At 69.0% G+C, this 15,046-nt stretch carries 11 protein-coding genes; 6 read left to right on the top strand and 5 right to left on the bottom strand.

Features of this window, described 5'->3' with window-relative positions:
• Positions 1–2: 2 nt before the first annotated feature.
• Complete coding sequence (locus tag QJR12_RS16060) at positions 3–2,174, top strand: acyltransferase family protein (RefSeq protein ID WP_300584215.1); 2,172 nt, start codon at positions 3–5, stop codon at positions 2,172–2,174.
• 37 nt (positions 2,175–2,211) lie between these two features.
• Positions 2,212–4,377 carry a glycogen debranching protein GlgX gene (gene glgX, locus QJR12_RS16065; protein ID WP_300584217.1) on the top strand — a complete coding sequence of 722 codons (2,166 nt, stop codon included), beginning with the start codon at positions 2,212–2,214 and terminating at the stop codon, positions 4,375–4,377.
• Positions 4,378–4,397: 20 nt separating this feature from the next.
• Here glgX and ilvA read toward each other — a convergent pair whose 3' ends face one another.
• Positions 4,398–5,681, bottom strand: coding sequence for a threonine ammonia-lyase (gene ilvA, locus QJR12_RS16070; RefSeq protein WP_300584219.1), 1,284 nt, complete (start codon positions 5,679–5,681; stop codon positions 4,398–4,400).
• Between the two features lie 28 nt (positions 5,682–5,709).
• Positions 5,710–6,147, bottom strand: a complete 438-nt coding sequence (locus tag QJR12_RS16075) for a nitroreductase family deazaflavin-dependent oxidoreductase (RefSeq protein WP_300584221.1) — start codon at positions 6,145–6,147, stop codon at positions 5,710–5,712.
• Between the two features lie 99 nt (positions 6,148–6,246).
• Here QJR12_RS16075 and QJR12_RS16080 point away from each other — a divergent pair, with 99 nt between their 5' ends.
• A complete protein-coding gene (locus tag QJR12_RS16080) occupies positions 6,247–7,524 on the top strand; it encodes an amidohydrolase family protein (protein WP_300584223.1) in 1,278 nt (425 codons plus the stop codon).
• On the opposite strand, the gene dnaE is transcribed toward QJR12_RS16080, so the two are convergent.
• The gene (gene dnaE / locus QJR12_RS16085; RefSeq protein ID WP_300584224.1) at positions 7,487–11,029 is read right to left on the bottom strand and encodes a DNA polymerase III subunit alpha; all 3,543 of its coding nucleotides are present in this window, start codon (positions 11,027–11,029) and stop codon (positions 7,487–7,489) included. The genes QJR12_RS16080 and dnaE overlap by 38 nt on opposite strands.
• Before the next feature lie 261 nt (positions 11,030–11,290).
• Here dnaE and QJR12_RS16090 point away from each other — a divergent pair, with 261 nt between their 5' ends.
• Together QJR12_RS16090 and QJR12_RS16095 are read left to right on the top strand one after the other, a co-directional pair.
• A complete protein-coding gene (locus QJR12_RS16090; RefSeq protein WP_300584226.1) occupies positions 11,291–11,674 on the top strand; it encodes a group 1 truncated hemoglobin in 384 nt (127 codons plus the stop codon).
• 89 nt (positions 11,675–11,763) lie between these two features.
• Entirely contained in the window at positions 11,764–12,525 is a 762-nt protein-coding gene (locus QJR12_RS16095) for a class I SAM-dependent methyltransferase (RefSeq protein WP_300584228.1), read from the top strand.
• A 5-nt stretch (positions 12,526–12,530) separates the two neighbouring features.
• On the opposite strand, the gene QJR12_RS16100 is transcribed toward QJR12_RS16095, so the two are convergent.
• Positions 12,531–13,415 carry an RluA family pseudouridine synthase gene (locus QJR12_RS16100; protein ID WP_300584280.1) on the bottom strand — a complete coding sequence of 295 codons (885 nt, stop codon included), beginning with the start codon at positions 13,413–13,415 and terminating at the stop codon, positions 12,531–12,533.
• A gap of 89 nt (positions 13,416–13,504) precedes the next feature.
• A complete protein-coding gene (lspA, locus tag QJR12_RS16105) occupies positions 13,505–14,038 on the bottom strand; it encodes a signal peptidase II (protein WP_300584282.1) in 534 nt (177 codons plus the stop codon).
• A gap of 80 nt (positions 14,039–14,118) precedes the next feature.
• Here lspA and QJR12_RS16110 point away from each other — a divergent pair, with 80 nt between their 5' ends.
• Positions 14,119–15,039, top strand: coding sequence for an asparaginase (locus tag QJR12_RS16110; protein WP_300584230.1), 921 nt, complete (start codon positions 14,119–14,121; stop codon positions 15,037–15,039).
• The last annotated feature ends 7 nt before the right edge of the window (positions 15,040–15,046 follow it).

Genomic DNA, 15,046 nt, shown 5'->3' on the forward strand with positions numbered 1-15,046 from the left:
CGATGCTGAGCCTGTCTGCGACCCCCTCGGCGCCCGCTCCGGTCGCCCAGGCGGCACGCTCCGCGCTGGTGACGCGGAATCGGGCGTCGGGTTTGTACCGGCACGACCTGGACGGCCTGCGCGGTATCGCGATCGCCTTGGTGGCGATGTTTCACGTCTGGTTCGGCCGGGTGTCCGGCGGGGTGGACGTGTTCCTGGCGCTGTCCGGCTTTTTCTTCGGCGGCAAGGTCATCCGGGCCGCGCTCAACCCAGGGGGGTCGCTGTCGTTGGTGCCGGAGGTGACCCGGCTGGTCCGTCGGCTGCTGCCGGCCCTGGTCGTGGTGCTCGCCGGGTGCGCGGTGCTCACCATCCTGGTGCAGCCGCAGACCCGCTGGGAAACCTTCGCCGACCAAAGCCTGGCCAGCCTGGGCTACTACCAGAACTGGGAGCTGGCCCACACGGTGGCCGACTACCTGCGCGCCGGCGAGGCGGTCAGCCCGCTGCAGCACATCTGGTCGATGTCGGTGCAGGGCCAGTTCTACATCGCGTTCCTGGCCGTGATCTTCGGCTGCGCCTACCTCCTGCGACGGCGCCTGGGCGGGCGGCTGCGGGGCTTCTTCGTAGTGCTGCTGAGCGCCCTGACGCTGGTCTCGTTCGGCTACGCGATAGCTGCCCACCGGGCCAACCAGGCCACCGCCTACTACAACAGCTTCGCGCGGGCCTGGGAGTTGCTGCTGGGAGCGCTCGTCGGCGCGCTGGTCCCCTTCGTCCGCTGGCCGATGTGGCTGCGCACGCTGATCGCCACCGTGGCGCTGGCGGCGATCCTGTCCTGCGGGGCGCTCATCGACGGCGTCCGGGAATTCCCCGGCCCGTGGGCCCTGGTGCCCGTCGGGGCGACGATGCTGATGATTCTGGCCGGGGCCAACCGGCATACCCTGCCCGGCACCGGTGACCGGTTGCCGCTGCCGAATCGGCTGCTGGCGACCGCGCCGCTGGTGACGCTGGGCGCGATGGCCTACTCGCTGTATTTGTGGCACTGGCCGCTGCTGATCTTCTGGCTGTCCTATACCGGCCATCGGCGCGCCGGCTTCCTCGACGGCGCGGCGGTGCTGCTGCTCTCCGGGGTGCTGGCCTACCTCACGCTGCGCCACGTCGAGGATCCGCTGCGGTATCGGGCGCCGGCCGCCGATCCGCCCGTCGCGGCGGTCCCCTGGCGGGTGCGGCTGCGGCGACCGACGATGGTGCTGGGGTCGGTGGTGGCCCTGCTGGGCGTCACTTTGACCGCGACGTCGTTCACCTGGCGGGAGCACGTCACCGTGCAGCGCGCGGAGGGCAAGGAGCTCAGCGGGCTCAATGCCCGCGACTACCCGGGGGCGCGTGCGCTGGTCGACCACGTGCGGGTGCCCAAGCTGCAGATGCGGCCCACGGTGCTGGAAGCCAAAAACGACCTGCCGCCGTCGACGAAAGACAACTGCATCAGCGACTGGAACAACCCGGCGCTGATCAATTGCACCTACGGCGACAAAGACGCCACCCGGACCATCGCGTTGGCCGGCGGGTCGCACGCCGAACACTGGCTCACCGCCCTGGACCTGCTCGGCCGCAGGCACCACTTCAAGGTGGTGACGTATCTGAAGATGGGCTGTCCGTTGTCCACCGAGGAAGTCCCGCTGATCATGGGCAACAACGCCCCCTACCCGCAGTGCCACGAGTGGGTGCAAAAAACGATGGCCAAGCTCATCGCCGACCACCCGGACTACGTGTTCACCACCTCCACCCGGCCCTGGAACATCAAACCCGGTGATGTGATGCCGGGGACGTACATCGGGATTTGGCAAGCGTTCTCCGACAACAACATTCCCGTGCTCGCCATGCGCGATACCCCCTGGCTGGTCAAGGACGGCCAACCGTTCGTGCCCGCGGACTGCCTGGCCAAGGGCGGCAACGGGTTGTCGTGCGGGATCAAGCGCTCCGACGCGCTCTCCGACCACAACCCCACCCTCGACTTCGTCGGGCAATTCCCGCTGCTCAAGCCGCTGGACATGAGCGACGCGGTGTGCCGCGCCGACGTCTGCCGGGCGGTCGAGGGAAACGTGCTGATCTATCACGACGCTCATCACATCTCGGCGACCTACATGCGCACCCTGGCCACCGAGCTCGGCCGCCAGATCGCGGCGGCCACCGGATGGTGGTGACAACCCACCCGACACCGGCGCGGCTACCCTCGATGTGATGTCGTCAGACGAGTCAGCCTCCCGGCCGGACACCGCACCCGGCCCCCCGGCGCTGCCCACCGTGTGGCCGGGTAGTCCGTACCCGCTCGGGGCCACCTACGACGGCGGCGGCACCAACTTCGCGGTGTTCTCCGAGGTCGCCGAGAAGGTCGAGCTGTGCCTGATCGCCGACGACGGCACCGAGTCACGGATCCGCCTCGACGAGGTCGACGGACATATCTGGCATGCCTATCTGCCGACCGTGACCCCCGGCCAGCGGTACGGGTTTCGGGTCTACGGGCCCTTCGACCCGGCCGCCGGACACCGCTGTGACCCCAGCAAACTGCTGCTCGACCCGTACGGGAAGGCCTTTCACGGCGACTTCGACTTCGGACCGGCGCTGTTCTCCTACGACACGGCCAACCCCGATTCCCCCACCCTGCCGATGATCGACTCGCTGGGACACACCATGACCAGCGTGGTGATCAACCCGTTTTTCGACTGGCAATCCGACCGCGCCCCGCGCATTCCGTACCACCAGACGGTCATCTACGAGGCGCACGTCAAGGGCATGACCCAAACCCACCCCGCGATCCCCGAAGAACTGCGGGGCACCTACGCCGGGCTGGCCCACCCGGCGATCATCGACTACCTCAAATCGCTCAACGTCACCGCCATCGAGCTGATGCCGGTGCACCAGTTCATGCACGATTACCGGCTGCTGCGAAAGGGTCTGCGAAACTACTGGGGATACAACACATTCGGGTTCTTCGCCCCGCACAACCAGTACGCCGCCAACCGGCACTCTTCGGTGAGCGAATTCAAGACCATGGTCCGCACCTTCCACCAGGAGGGCATCGAGGTCATCCTCGACGTGGTCTACAACCACACCGCCGAAGGCAACCACCTGGGCCCGACCATCAATTTCCGCGGCATCGACAACGCCGCCTACTACCGCCTCGACGACGAGGATCCGCGCTATTACAAGGATTTCACCGGAACCGGCAACAGCCTCAACGCCCGCAACCCGCACACCCTGCAGCTGATCATGGATTCGCTTCGTTACTGGGTGCTCGAGATGCACGTCGACGGGTTCCGTTTCGATCTGGCCGCCACCTTGGCCCGCGAGCTGCACGACGTCGACCGATTGAGCGCGTTTTTCGATATCGTGCAGCAGGATCCGGTGATCAGTCAGGTCAAGTTGATCGCCGAGCCGTGGGACGTCGGCGAGGGCGGCTACCAGGTCGGCAACTTCCCGGGCTTGTGGACCGAATGGAACGGAAAATACCGCGACACGGTGCGTGACTACTGGCGCGGCGAGCCCGCAACCCTCGGCGAGTTCGCGTCCCGGCTGACCGGATCGTCGGACCTCTACGAGGCGACCGGCCGGCGTCCCAGCGCCAGCATCAACTTCGTCACCTGCCACGACGGTTTCACGCTGGCGGATCTGGTGTCCTACAACGAAAAACACAACGAGGCCAACGGCGACGACAACCGCGACGGGGAAAACTACAACCGCTCCTGGAACTGCGGTGTCGAGGGCCCCACCGACGATCCCGACATTCTGGCGCTGCGCGGCCGGCAGATGCGTAACTTCCTGGCCACCTTGATGGTGTCGCAGGGCACCCCGATGCTGTCGCACGGCGACGAGATCGGGCGCAGCCAGTCGGGCAACAACAACGCCTACTGCCAAGACTCCGAATTGACCTGGATGGACTGGTCGTTGGTCGACAAGAATGCCGATTTGCTGGCCTTTACCCGTAAGGCGACGGCGCTGCGCAGGGCCCATCCGGTTTTTCGCCGCCGCCGGTTCTTCGAAGGCGCGCCGATCCGCAAGGGCGAGCAGGTGCGCGATATCGCCTGGCTGACACCGGCCGGCCGGGAGATGACACCCGAAGACTGGGGCAGCCAGTTCGGCAAAAGCATCGCCGTGTTCCTCAACGGCGAGGCCATCCCCTCCCCGGACGCACGCGGCCAACGGGTGGTCGACGACTCGTTTCTGCTGTGCTTCAACGCCCATGACCAGGCGGTGAAATTCGTTATTCCCCAAGATCATTACGCCCAGGTGTGGACGGCGGAGCTGGACACCACCGACCCCACCGGCGACAGCGCTCTGGTCGTGGCCGCCGGCGAGAGCATCTCCGTTCCGGCCCGCTCCCTGCTGGTGCTGCGTAAGACCGCCTGAACGCCAAGCCTTTCCGGTGGCTACAGCAAGTAGCGGTAGGCCGGTGACCCCGGCTCGAGGATCTCGATGTGCAGCCCGGTGCCCCGCATCCGGGCCAGCAGCCCGTCGAGGTCAGCGGCCGACCCCAACTCGATGCCGACCAGGGCCTCACCGGTCTCGCGGTTGTTGCGCTTGACGTACTCGAACAGCGTGATGTCGTCGTTGGGCCCGAGCACCTCGTCGAGGAACCGGCGCAACGCGCCGGGCTCCTGCGGGAAATCGACCAGGAAGTAGTGCTTGAGGCCGAGGTGCACCAGCGACCGCTCCAGCACCTCGCCGTAGCGGGAGACGTCGTTGTTGCCGCCGGAGATCAGGCACACCACCGTGGCGCCGGGCTCGACGCCGGCCTCCAGCAGACCGGCGACCGACAGCGCGCCCGCCGGCTCGGCGATGATCCCCTCGTTCTGGTAGAGGTCGAGCATCGCGGTGCAGACCGCGCCCTCATCGACGGCGGTGATCGACACCATGTCGCCGGCGGCGGCCAGTGCGGCATAGGTCAGCGTGCCCGCCCGGCTGACCGCGGCCCCGTCGACGAACTGGTCGACGTGCTCCAGGGTCACCGGGCCGCCGGCGGCCAACGCCGCCATCATCGCGGCCGCCCCGGCCGGCTCCACGCCCAGCACCGCGGTGTTCGCGGTCCGCTCGGCCAGGTAGGTGGTGATGCCGGCGACGCAGCCGCCACCGCCCACCGGCACCACCACCAGGTCGGGTTCGGTGTCGAGCTGGTCGAGCAATTCCACGGCGATGGTGCCCTGACCGGCGATGGTGCGCAGATCGTCGTAGGGCGGAACCAGCGTGGCGCCGGTGCGGGCCACGTCCTCGAGGGCCGCCGCGGCCGCCATCTCATACGTCGACCCGCCCACAATCAACTCGATGAATTCCCCGCCGTGGTAGCGAATGCGGTCTTTTTTCTGCTTGGGGGTCTTGGCCGGCACGTAAACCCGGCCGTAAATCCCCAACGCGCGGCACGCGTAGGCGAAACCCTGCGCGTGATTGCCCGCCGAGGAGCACACCACGCCCGCGGCGGTCTCCTGCTCAGACAGCTGCACCAGCAGGTTGTAGGCGCCGCGCAGCTTGTAGGAGCGCACGATTTGCAGGTCTTCGCGTTTGAGATAGACCGTGGCGCCGGTGGCCGCCGACAACCGCTCGCAGTGCTGCAGCGGCGTGGGGCTGACCACCGGGGCGATCCGCTTCGCCGCCGCCTCGATGTCCGCGGCACACAAGGCGCCCGGCACGGACGGGCTCTGGCTCAGCTCAGCGGACACCGGATAATCGTGCCACCCGGTGGGGGTTTCAGTGCACCGGGGTGAGCACGAACACCGGGATCTCCCGCTCGGTGTTGGCCTGATACGTGGCGTAGTCGGGCCAGACCTGCACCGCGCGTTGCCACCAGATGGCCTTCTCCTCGCCGAACACCTCGCGGGCCTCATAGTCCCCGCTGACCGGGCCGTCCTGCAGCTCGACCCGCGGGTTCTTTTTGACGTTGTGATACCACTGCGGGTGCTTCGGCGCGCCGGCCAGCGAGGCGACGATGGCGTACTGCCCATCGTGCTCGACCCGCATCAGCGGGGTTTTCCGGAGTTTGCCCGTCTTGGCTCCCACGGTGGTCAGCAGGACGACCGGCTTTCCCTGCATCTCGGTGCCCTCGGTTCCGCCGGAGGCCATGTACTTCTCGGCCTGCTCGCGAGACCAGTCCAGCGGGCTGGGTGCGTATTCACCTGTTAGCGGCATGCCCCCACTGTAAGGGCCGGTCCGTGGGGTACGGCCACCCGGGGGCGCCGCTTCGGCGGTGCCCTCGGCGGTGCCCCGGGCGGGGCTACAGTGGCAAGAATGCCGCCGACCCTGATCACCGGTGCGAACGTCTGGGACGGGCTTTCCGGCGGGCCCGTGCCACGGCAGGTGCTCGTCGACGATGCGCGCATCCAGCGGGTGGGCGAGGCGGTCGAGGCACCCGCCGACGCGCAGCGGATCGACCTGTCCGGGCACACCCTGACACCGGGATTCATCGACTGTCACGTTCACCTCACCCTGGCCCCGCCGCTCGGCCCGGCCCTGGCCGCTGACTCCAGCGTCGCGAAGGCGTTGAAGGCGCTGCCGGTGCTGCGGGCCTTGCTGAGCAACGGGTTCACCACGGTGCGCGACCTGGGGTGCGCGGACGTCGACTACCCGACGATCGACCTGCGCGAGGCGGTGGCGGCCGGCATCGTGGACGGCCCGCGGCTGCTGGTGGCGCCGCATCTGCTGTCCGCGCGCGGCGGCCACGGCGATTTCAGCGCGATGCTTGCCGGGCAGTACCAGGGGCCGTCGCGGGCCCTGGAGCTCGCCGCCGCCGATGGCTGTGACGAGATCCGCACCCGGGTCCGCCAGGAGATCCGGGCCGGGGCGGACTGGATCAAGTTCGCCGCCACCGGGGGGTTCGCCTCCCCGTCGGATGATCCCGGGCAGGCCACCTACAGCGACGACGAGATGGGCGTGCTGGTGGCGACGGCCGCCGACCTCGGTGTCCCGGTCGCCGCGCACAGCTACGGCGACGACGGCATCCGGCGCGCGGTGCGCGCCGGGGTGCGCAGCATCGAACACGGCAACCTCGCCTCGGCGGAGACGCTGCGGATGATCCGGGACGCCGGGGTGTTTTTGGTTCCCACGCAGTATGCGATCCTCTCCGGGGCGCACCGCGGCGACGACGACCCCCGCTGGGCGGCGGCGCCCGAGTATGCCCGCCGCAAAGCCCGCAAATACCGGGCCGCGTTGCTGGCCGCCGCCGAACGGCTCGCCGGGAGCGACGTCCGGATCGCGTTCGGCACCGACGCCGGCATGTTCCCGCACCACGAGAATTGGCGGGAGTTCCCGATGATGGTGTCCGCCGGCATCACCCCGCTGCGGGCCCTGCAAGCCGCCACCAGCACGGCGGCCGACTTGCTGGGTCTCGACGATCGCGGCGTGGTCGCCGAGGGCAAGATCGCCGATCTGATCGCCATGCCCGGGGACCCGTTCACCGACATCGAGGCCACCGGCCGGGTCGACTTCGTCATGAAGGAGGGCGTGATCTACCGGCGCCCGGCGGCTAACGCTACCCCCCCAGGCAGCCCGGGCCCAGCAGCTCCTTGAGGTCGCCCATCAGCGCCGGCGACGGCGTCACCCGCAGGGCGGGATCCAGCTCCAGCGTGGTGACCCGGTCCTCACTGACCAGCCGCAGATGCACCCGCGAGGTACCCGGGTGGCGGGCCAGCACCTGTTTGAGCGCGCTGACCTTGTCGGCGGTGCACTGCCGGGTCGGCAGGCTGACGGCAACCGGGCGGTCCGCCTTGAGGTTGGAAAAGTCAGGCACCACAAGATCATTGGCGATCAACACGGTCCGATCGTCGCGGACCGCCACCCGGGCGTTGATCAGCACGACGGCGTCGTCGACGATGTCCGCGCCGTAGGTGGAGTAGGTCTGCGGGAAGAACATCACCTCGATGCCCCCGGTGAGGTCTTCCAATTGCGCTGATGCCCAGGACATTCCGTTCTTGTTCACACGCCGGCTCACCGACGCCAGGATGCCGCCCACCTTGACCGGCGCATCGTTGGGGACCTCACCGTCGAGGATCGCCGGGATCGCGGTGTCGACCTGGGCGGCCAGCAAGTGCGCGACGCCGTTGAGCGGATGCCCGGACACGTACAGGCCCAGCATCTCGCGCTCCAGCGCCAGCTTGTGCTTGTCGTCCCACTCCTCGTCGGGAACCTTGATGGAAAACACCGCGTCCACGGCGGTATCCGAGCCACCGAACAGGTCGAACTGGCCCATCGCCTCGGCTTTCTTGGTGCCCAGCACCGAGTCCACCGCGTCGCTGTGCACCAAAAACAGCCCCTTGCGCGGATGCCCCAGCGTGTCGAACGCGCCCGCCTTGATCAGCGACTCGGTGACCTTCTTGTTGCACGCGGCGATGTCCACCTTGTTCAGATAGTCGGAGAAGTCGGTGAACTTGCCCTTCTCGGTGCGGGTCTTGATCAGCGAGGCAACGACATTGGCGCCCACGTTGCGCACCGCACCCAGGCCGTAGCGGATGTCGGTGCCCACGGAGGCGAAGTTCAGTCCGGACTCGTTGACGTCGGGTGGCAGCACGGTGATGCCGAGCTTGCGGCAGTCCGCCAGGTACACCGCGGCCTTGTCCTTGTCGTCGCCGACCGAGGTCAATAGCCCCGCCATGTATTCCGCGGGATAGTTGGCCTTCAGATAGGCGGTCCAATACGACACCATGGCATAGCCGGCGGCGTGCGACTTGTTGAACGCGTAGTCGGCGAACGGCAGGATGGTGTCCCAGAGCGCCTTGATCGCGCCGGCCGAAAAGCCGTTGGCGCGCATCCCCGCCGCGAAGTTCTCGTATTCGGCGGCCAGCACGTCCGCCTTCTTCTTTCCCATGGCCTTGCGCAGAATGTCGGCCTGGGCCAGCGAATATCCGGCCACCTTCTGCGCGATGCGCATGATCTGCTCTTGGTAGACGATCAGACCGTAGGTCTCGGCGAGGATGTCGGAAAGCGGCTCGGCCAGCTCGGGGTGAATCGGCGTGATGGCCTGACGGCCGTTTTTGCGGTCGGCGTAGTCGATGTGCGCGTTTTGGCCCATGGGCCCGGGCCGATACAGCGCGATCACCGCGACGACGTCCTCAAAGCCGGTGGGCCGCATGCGGCGCAGCAGATCCCGCATCGGACCGCCGTCGAGCTGGAACACCCCCAGGGTGTCGCCGCGGCCCAGCAACTCGTAGGTGGCCGGGTCGTCGAGGGGAAGCGACTCCAGGTCGACGTCAATTCCCCTGTTGGCCTTGATGTTTTCGATCGCGTCACCGATGATCGTCAGATTGCGCAGCCCGAGGAAGTCCATCTTGAGCAGGCCGATGGCCTCGCACGCCGGGTAATCCCAGCCGGTGATGATCGCGCCGTCCTGCGGCCGTTTCCACAGCGGGATGACCTCGGTCAGCGGCTCACTGCTCATGATCACCGCGCACGCGTGCACCCCGGCGTTGCGGATCAGCCCCTCCAGGCCACGGGCGGTCTGGTAGATGGTGCGCACGTCGGGGTCGGTGTCGATGAGGGCGCGGACCTCGGCGGCTTCCTTGTAGCGCTCGTGGCTGGGGTCGGTGATACCCGCCAGCGGGATGTCCTTCGCCATGATCGCCGGCGGCAGCGCCTTGGTGATTCGATCGGCGATCGCGAAACCGGGCTGCCCGTAGTGGATTCGCGCCGCGTCCTTTAGCGCCGCTTTGGTTTTGATGGTGCCGAACGTGATCACCTGGGCGACCCGGTCATGGCCCCACTTATCGGCGGCGTAGCGCACCATCTCGCCGCGGCGGCGGTCGTCGAAGTCGATGTCGATGTCGGGCATCGACGTGCGTTCCGGGTTCAGGAACCGCTCGAAGAGCAGGCCGTGCGGAATCGGGTCGATGTCGGTGATGCCCAGGGCGTAGGCGACCAGCGAGCCGGCGGCCGAGCCCCGGCCCGGCCCGACCCGGATGCCCACCGACCGCGCGTAGTTGACCAGGTCCGCGACGATCAGAAAGTAGGAGGGAAATCCCTTGGCGCAGATGACCTCGATCTCGTAGGCGGCCCGCTGGGCATACCCGTCGGGCAGTCCGCCCGGGAATCGCCGGCGCAGGCCCGCGTCCACCTCGTGGCGCAGCCACGACGCCTGGTCGTGGCCCTCGGGCACCGGGAACACCGGCATCCGGTCGCGTCGGGCCCACACGTCGGCGTAGCAGCCCACCCGCTCGGCGATGGCCAGCGTGGCGTCGCAGGCGCCGGGCACCTCGTCGTCCCAGATCGCGCGCATCTCGGCGGCCGATTTGAGGTAGTAGCCGTCGCCTTCGAACCGGAACCGGTTGGGGTCCGAGAGGGTCCTGCCGGTTTGCACACACAGCAGCGCCTCGTGGTTGTGGGCGGCGTCGCGGGTGACGTAGTGGCAGTCGTTGGTGGCCAGCGGGGGGATGTCCAGGGCGCGGCCGATCTGCAGCAGCCCGTCGCGCACCCGCCGTTCGATGGCCAGCCCGTGATCCATCAGCTCGAGAAAGTAGTTGTCGGCACCGAAGATCTCCCGCCAGGTGGCCGCCGCCTCCAGCGCCTCGCGGTATTGGCCGAGCCGCAGCCGGGTCTGCACCTCACCCGACGGGCAGCCGGTGGTGGCGATGATGCCGGCGGCGTGTTCGGCGATCAGCTCGGCGTCCATCCGCGCCCACTTGCCCAGCTGGCCCTCGAACGACGCCAGCGAGGACAGCTTGAACAGGTTGCGCAGCCCGGTGGCGTTCTCGGCGATCATCGTCAGGTGGGTGTAGGAGCCGCCCCCGGACACGTCGTCGGCCTTCTGGCCGGGATCGCCCCAGAGGATTCGCCGGGTGTCGAAACGCGAACCGGGAGCGACGTAGGCCTCGATCCCGATGATCGGCTTGATCCCGGCCTCGGTGGCGGCGTTGTAGAACTCGCTGGCGCCGAACATGTTTCCGTGATCGGTCATCCCGATGGCGGACATGCCAAGCCGCTGCGCCTCGGCGAGCATCGGGGTGATCTTCGCGGCACCGTCGAGCATCGAGTACTCGGTGTGGTTATGCAGGTGCACGAAGGACCGCGAAGAAGAGCCGCTCATCGAAGGCCAGTCTAGGGCCCGCCGCCGACGCCGCCCGGCGTGTCGGCCAAGTGTGTCTCAACGCCCGCACCCTCGCCGGACACCCCGTCATCACCAACGCCTCGAGGGCAGGCCGGCTACCGGCGCCCGGGGTGTCCGCACACCGGCGCCCAACACCTGGTGAGTCGCCGGCAACCGGTTTTTTACCACGGGCAATCCCGGCGTGACGGTCACCTAATCGACGCGCAACGGCGAGTTGATGGCCTTGGCGGCATGGATCACATGAACCACACATTGCCCATCTACGACCGAATCGGCGGCCATGAGGCGATCGAGGTCGTCGTCGAGGATTTCTACCGGCGGGTGCTCGCCGACAATCAGCTGGCCGGTTTTTTCTCCGGGACGAACCTGAGCCGCCTGAAAGGGCGCCAAGCCGAATTCCTGGCCGCCGCCCTGGGCGGGCCCGAGCCGTACACCGGGGTGTCGATGAAGCAGGCGCATCGGGGCCGCGGGATCACCATGCACCACTTCAACCTGGTGGCGGGCCATTTGACCGATGCGCTGTCGGCGGCCGGCGTTTCCCCCGAGACGGTCGATGAAATACTCGCGATCGTCGCGCCGCTGGCTGGCGACATCGCGTCGGATTACGCGACGGCTCGAGTCTGACCGATCGCGCGCCTGGATAACGAGCGGCCGACAAGCGAGCTCGCCAACCCGGCGCGGTGCCCCGATCGCCATGCCAGCACAATGCGGGGGTGCCCCGAACGTTCGACGAGCTGGTGGCGGAGGCCGCCGCGGCACCCGTGGAGGGCTGGGATTTCTCCTGGCTTGACGGCCGGGGCAGCGAACAGCGCCCGTCGTGGGGTTATCAACGCCTGATGAGCCAACGGCTGGCGGGCGTGTCGGCGGCCCTGGACATCCAGACCGGCGGCGGCGAAGTGCTGGCCGGCGCGGCGAAATTCCCGACCACGATGGCGGCCACCGAGCCCTACCCACCCAACGCCGCGCTGGCCACCCGGCGGTTGCACCCGCGCGGCGCGGTGGTCGTCCGCACCCGGGACGAGCCGCCGCTGCCGTTCGCCGACGAGGCGTTCGACCTGGTCATCAGCCGCCACCCGACCGCCGTGTGGTGGACCGAAATCGCCCGGGTGCTGCGGCCGGGCGGCGCCTACTTCGCCCAGCACATCGGGCCCGCGACGATGTCCGAGCTGGCCGACTACTTCACCGGCCCGCGGCCAGCGCGGGGCGCCGAATTTCATCCGGACGCCCAACGGGCCGGGGCGCGCGCCGCGGGCCTGCAGCTCGTGGATCTCCAGATGGAGCGGCTGCGCGTCGAGTTCTTCGACGTCGGCGCCGTCGTCTACTTTCTGCGCAAGGTGATCTGGACCGTTCCGGACTTCACCGTGGACCGCTACCGCGACCGGCTGCGGGAGCTGCATGAGCGCATCGCCTCCGGCGGGCCGTTTGTCGCCCATGCCACCCGGGTCCTCGTCGACGCCCGCAAACCGGACCGCTGACGGGGTCAGCTCTCGGCGCGCAGCACCTCCAGGGCGTGCTGCAGGTCGGCCGGATACGGGCTGACGATCCGCATCTGCCGCCCATCACCCGGATGGGTGAACGACAGCGACCGCGCATGCAGCCATTGACGTTGCAGTCCAAGCTTTTCCGCCAGCGTCGGGTCGGCGCCGTAGGTGAGGTCCCCGCAGCAGGGGTGGTGCAGCGCGGCGAAATGCACCCGGATCTGGTGGGTGCGCCCGGTCTCCAGGTGCACCTCGAGCAGGGTGGCGGCGACGAAGGCTTCCAGGGTGTCGTAGTGGGTGAGGCTGTGTCGGCCGTTTTTGGTGACCGCGAATTTCCAGTCGTGGCTGTGGTGCCGGCCGATCGGCGCGTCGATCGTGCCGCTGGACGGGTCGGGGTGGCCCTGCACCAGCGCGTGGTAGCGCTTGTCGACGGTGCGGTGTTTGAACGCGCGCTTGAGAGCGGTGTAGGCCCGGTCGGAGAGCGCCACCACCATCACCCCCGAGGTGCCGACGTCCAGGCGATGCACGATGCCCTGGCGCTCGGGCACCCCCGAGGCGGTGATCCGGTAGCCGGCGGCCGCCAATCCGCCCAGCACCGTGGGCCCGCTCCAGCCGACGGACGCATGCGCCGCCACCCCAGGGGGTTTGTCGACGGCGACGATGTCCTCGTCGGCGTAGAGGATCGTCATGCCCTCGACCTCGACCGGGGTGTTCGCCGGCGGTGCCGGCGCATCGGGCAGTCGCACCTGCAGCCAGGCCCCCGCCTTCAGCCGATCGGACTTGCCCGCCGGTGCGCCGTCGAGTGCCACACCGCCGTCTTCGGCGATCGCCGCCGCGGCGCTGCGCGACACGCCGAGCAGCCGCGCCAGCCCGGCGTCGACCCGCATGCCCGCCAGGCCCTCCGGGACGGGCAGTGAGCGCTCGGTCGTCAACGCCGGCTCCTCGACAGCGCGTCGCTGTGCATCCTCGCCCCCGGTCACCCGCCCCTACGCCGCCCGACGGTGTCGAAGTCGAAGCCCAGGATGGACAACACCACCAGCAGGATGGCCCCGCCCACCACCGACGGGTCGGCCACGTTGAACACCGGCCACCACCCGATCGACAAGAAGTCCACCACGTGTCCGCGCAGCGGCCCCGGCGAGCGGAAGAACCGGTCGACCAAATTGCCCGTCGCGCCGCCGAGGATCATCCCCAGCCCGATCGCCCACCACGGCGACACCAGCCGCCGACCCATCCAAAAGATGCCGCCCACGACCCCGATCGCGATCAGCGTCAACAGCCACGTGTAGCCGGTGGCCATGGAAAACGCGGCCCCGGAATTGCGCACCAGGGTCCAGGTCACGGTGTCGCCGATGATCGACACCGGCCGCCCCGGTGTGAGCAGCTTGACCGCCAGCACCTTGGTGACGATGTCGAGGAGCAGCACCACCGCCGCCACCGAGAGCAGCAGGCGCAGCCGCCGCGGCGGCGCGGGGGCGTCGGACCCCGCGGCCTCCCCGGCCGCCGTCATCGGCTCCGTCGATCCGTGATCGCTCACTCCTCCATCATCCCGTACCCGCATCCGTTAGGGACGTCAGGCATGATGCCGGCATGAGCCGGCTCACCGTGATCAGCACCGGCGGCACGATCGCCAGCAGCGCCGGCGCCGACGGGGTGCTGCGGCCCACTCGCGGCGCAGCGGAGCTGACCCGGGGTCTTGACGTCGACGTGGTGGACCTGATGGCGGTGGACAGCTCCCAGTTGACACCCGCCGACTGGGACCGTGTGCGGGCGGCGGTGCGGACCGCGACCGGCGACGGCGCGGCGGGTGTGGTCATCACGCACGGCACCGACACCCTCGAGGAGACCGCGCTGTGGCTGGAACTCACCTACGCCGGCGCCGCGCCGGTGGTGCTGACCGGTGCGCTGCGCGGCGCCGACGCACCCGACACCGACGGTCCCGGTAATCTGCGCGACGCGCTGGCGGTGGCCGCCAGCCCGTCGGCCCGCGGCCTGGGGGTGCTGGTCTGCCTGGGCGGGCGGCTATGGCAGCCGCTGGGCCTGCGGAAAACGGCGGGTCGCAGCGGCTTCGCCGGCGACCTGGTCGGCACCGTCGACGGCGGCGTGACGCTGACGCGTCCCAAAACCCGGCCCTATCTGGGTGAGCTGACCGCCGCCGCCGCGCCCCGGGTGGACATCGTGGCCGTCTATGCGGGCAGTGATGCGGTGGCGCTGGACGCCTGCGTGGCGGCCGGCGCGCGGGGGGTGGTGCTGGCGGCGCTGGGCTCGGGCAACGCGCCGGCCGCGGTGATCGACGGGGTGCGCCGGCAGTGCCGCGCCGGGGTGGTGGTTGCGGTGTCCACCCGGGTCGCGGGCGGGCGGGTCGGAGCGGGCTACGGTCCGGGCCGCGAGCTGGTGGCCGCGGGCGCGCTGATGGTGCCGCGGCTCCCGCCACCGCAGGCCCGGGTGCTGCTGATGGCCGCGCTGGCGACGGGCCTACCGGCCGGCGAGGTCATCGACCGGTGGGGCTGAGCCGTCC

The organism is Mycobacterium sp. (genome assembly GCF_029961025.1).
Lineage (GTDB): Bacteria > Actinomycetota > Actinomycetes > Mycobacteriales > Mycobacteriaceae > Mycobacterium.

Coding starts and splice junctions, on each gene's coding strand:
- QJR12_RS16060 (WP_300584215.1), top strand. CDS start 3: ATGCTGAGCCTGTCTGCGACCCCCTCGGCGCCCGCTCCGGTCGCCCAG.
- glgX (WP_300584217.1), top strand. CDS start 2,212: ATGTCGTCAGACGAGTCAGCCTCCCGGCCGGACACCGCACCCGGCCCC.
- QJR12_RS16075 (WP_300584221.1), bottom strand. CDS start 6,147: ATGCCGCTAACAGGTGAATACGCACCCAGCCCGCTGGACTGGTCTCGC.
- QJR12_RS16080 (WP_300584223.1), top strand. CDS start 6,247: ATGCCGCCGACCCTGATCACCGGTGCGAACGTCTGGGACGGGCTTTCC.
- dnaE (WP_300584224.1), bottom strand. CDS start 11,029: ATGAGCGGCTCTTCTTCGCGGTCCTTCGTGCACCTGCATAACCACACC.
- QJR12_RS16090 (WP_300584226.1), top strand. CDS start 11,291: ATGAACCACACATTGCCCATCTACGACCGAATCGGCGGCCATGAGGCG.
- QJR12_RS16100 (WP_300584280.1), bottom strand. CDS start 13,415: ATGCGGGTCGACGCCGGGCTGGCGCGGCTGCTCGGCGTGTCGCGCAGC.
- lspA (WP_300584282.1), bottom strand. CDS start 14,038: ATGACGGCGGCCGGGGAGGCCGCGGGGTCCGACGCCCCCGCGCCGCCG.
- QJR12_RS16110 (WP_300584230.1), top strand. CDS start 14,119: ATGAGCCGGCTCACCGTGATCAGCACCGGCGGCACGATCGCCAGCAGC.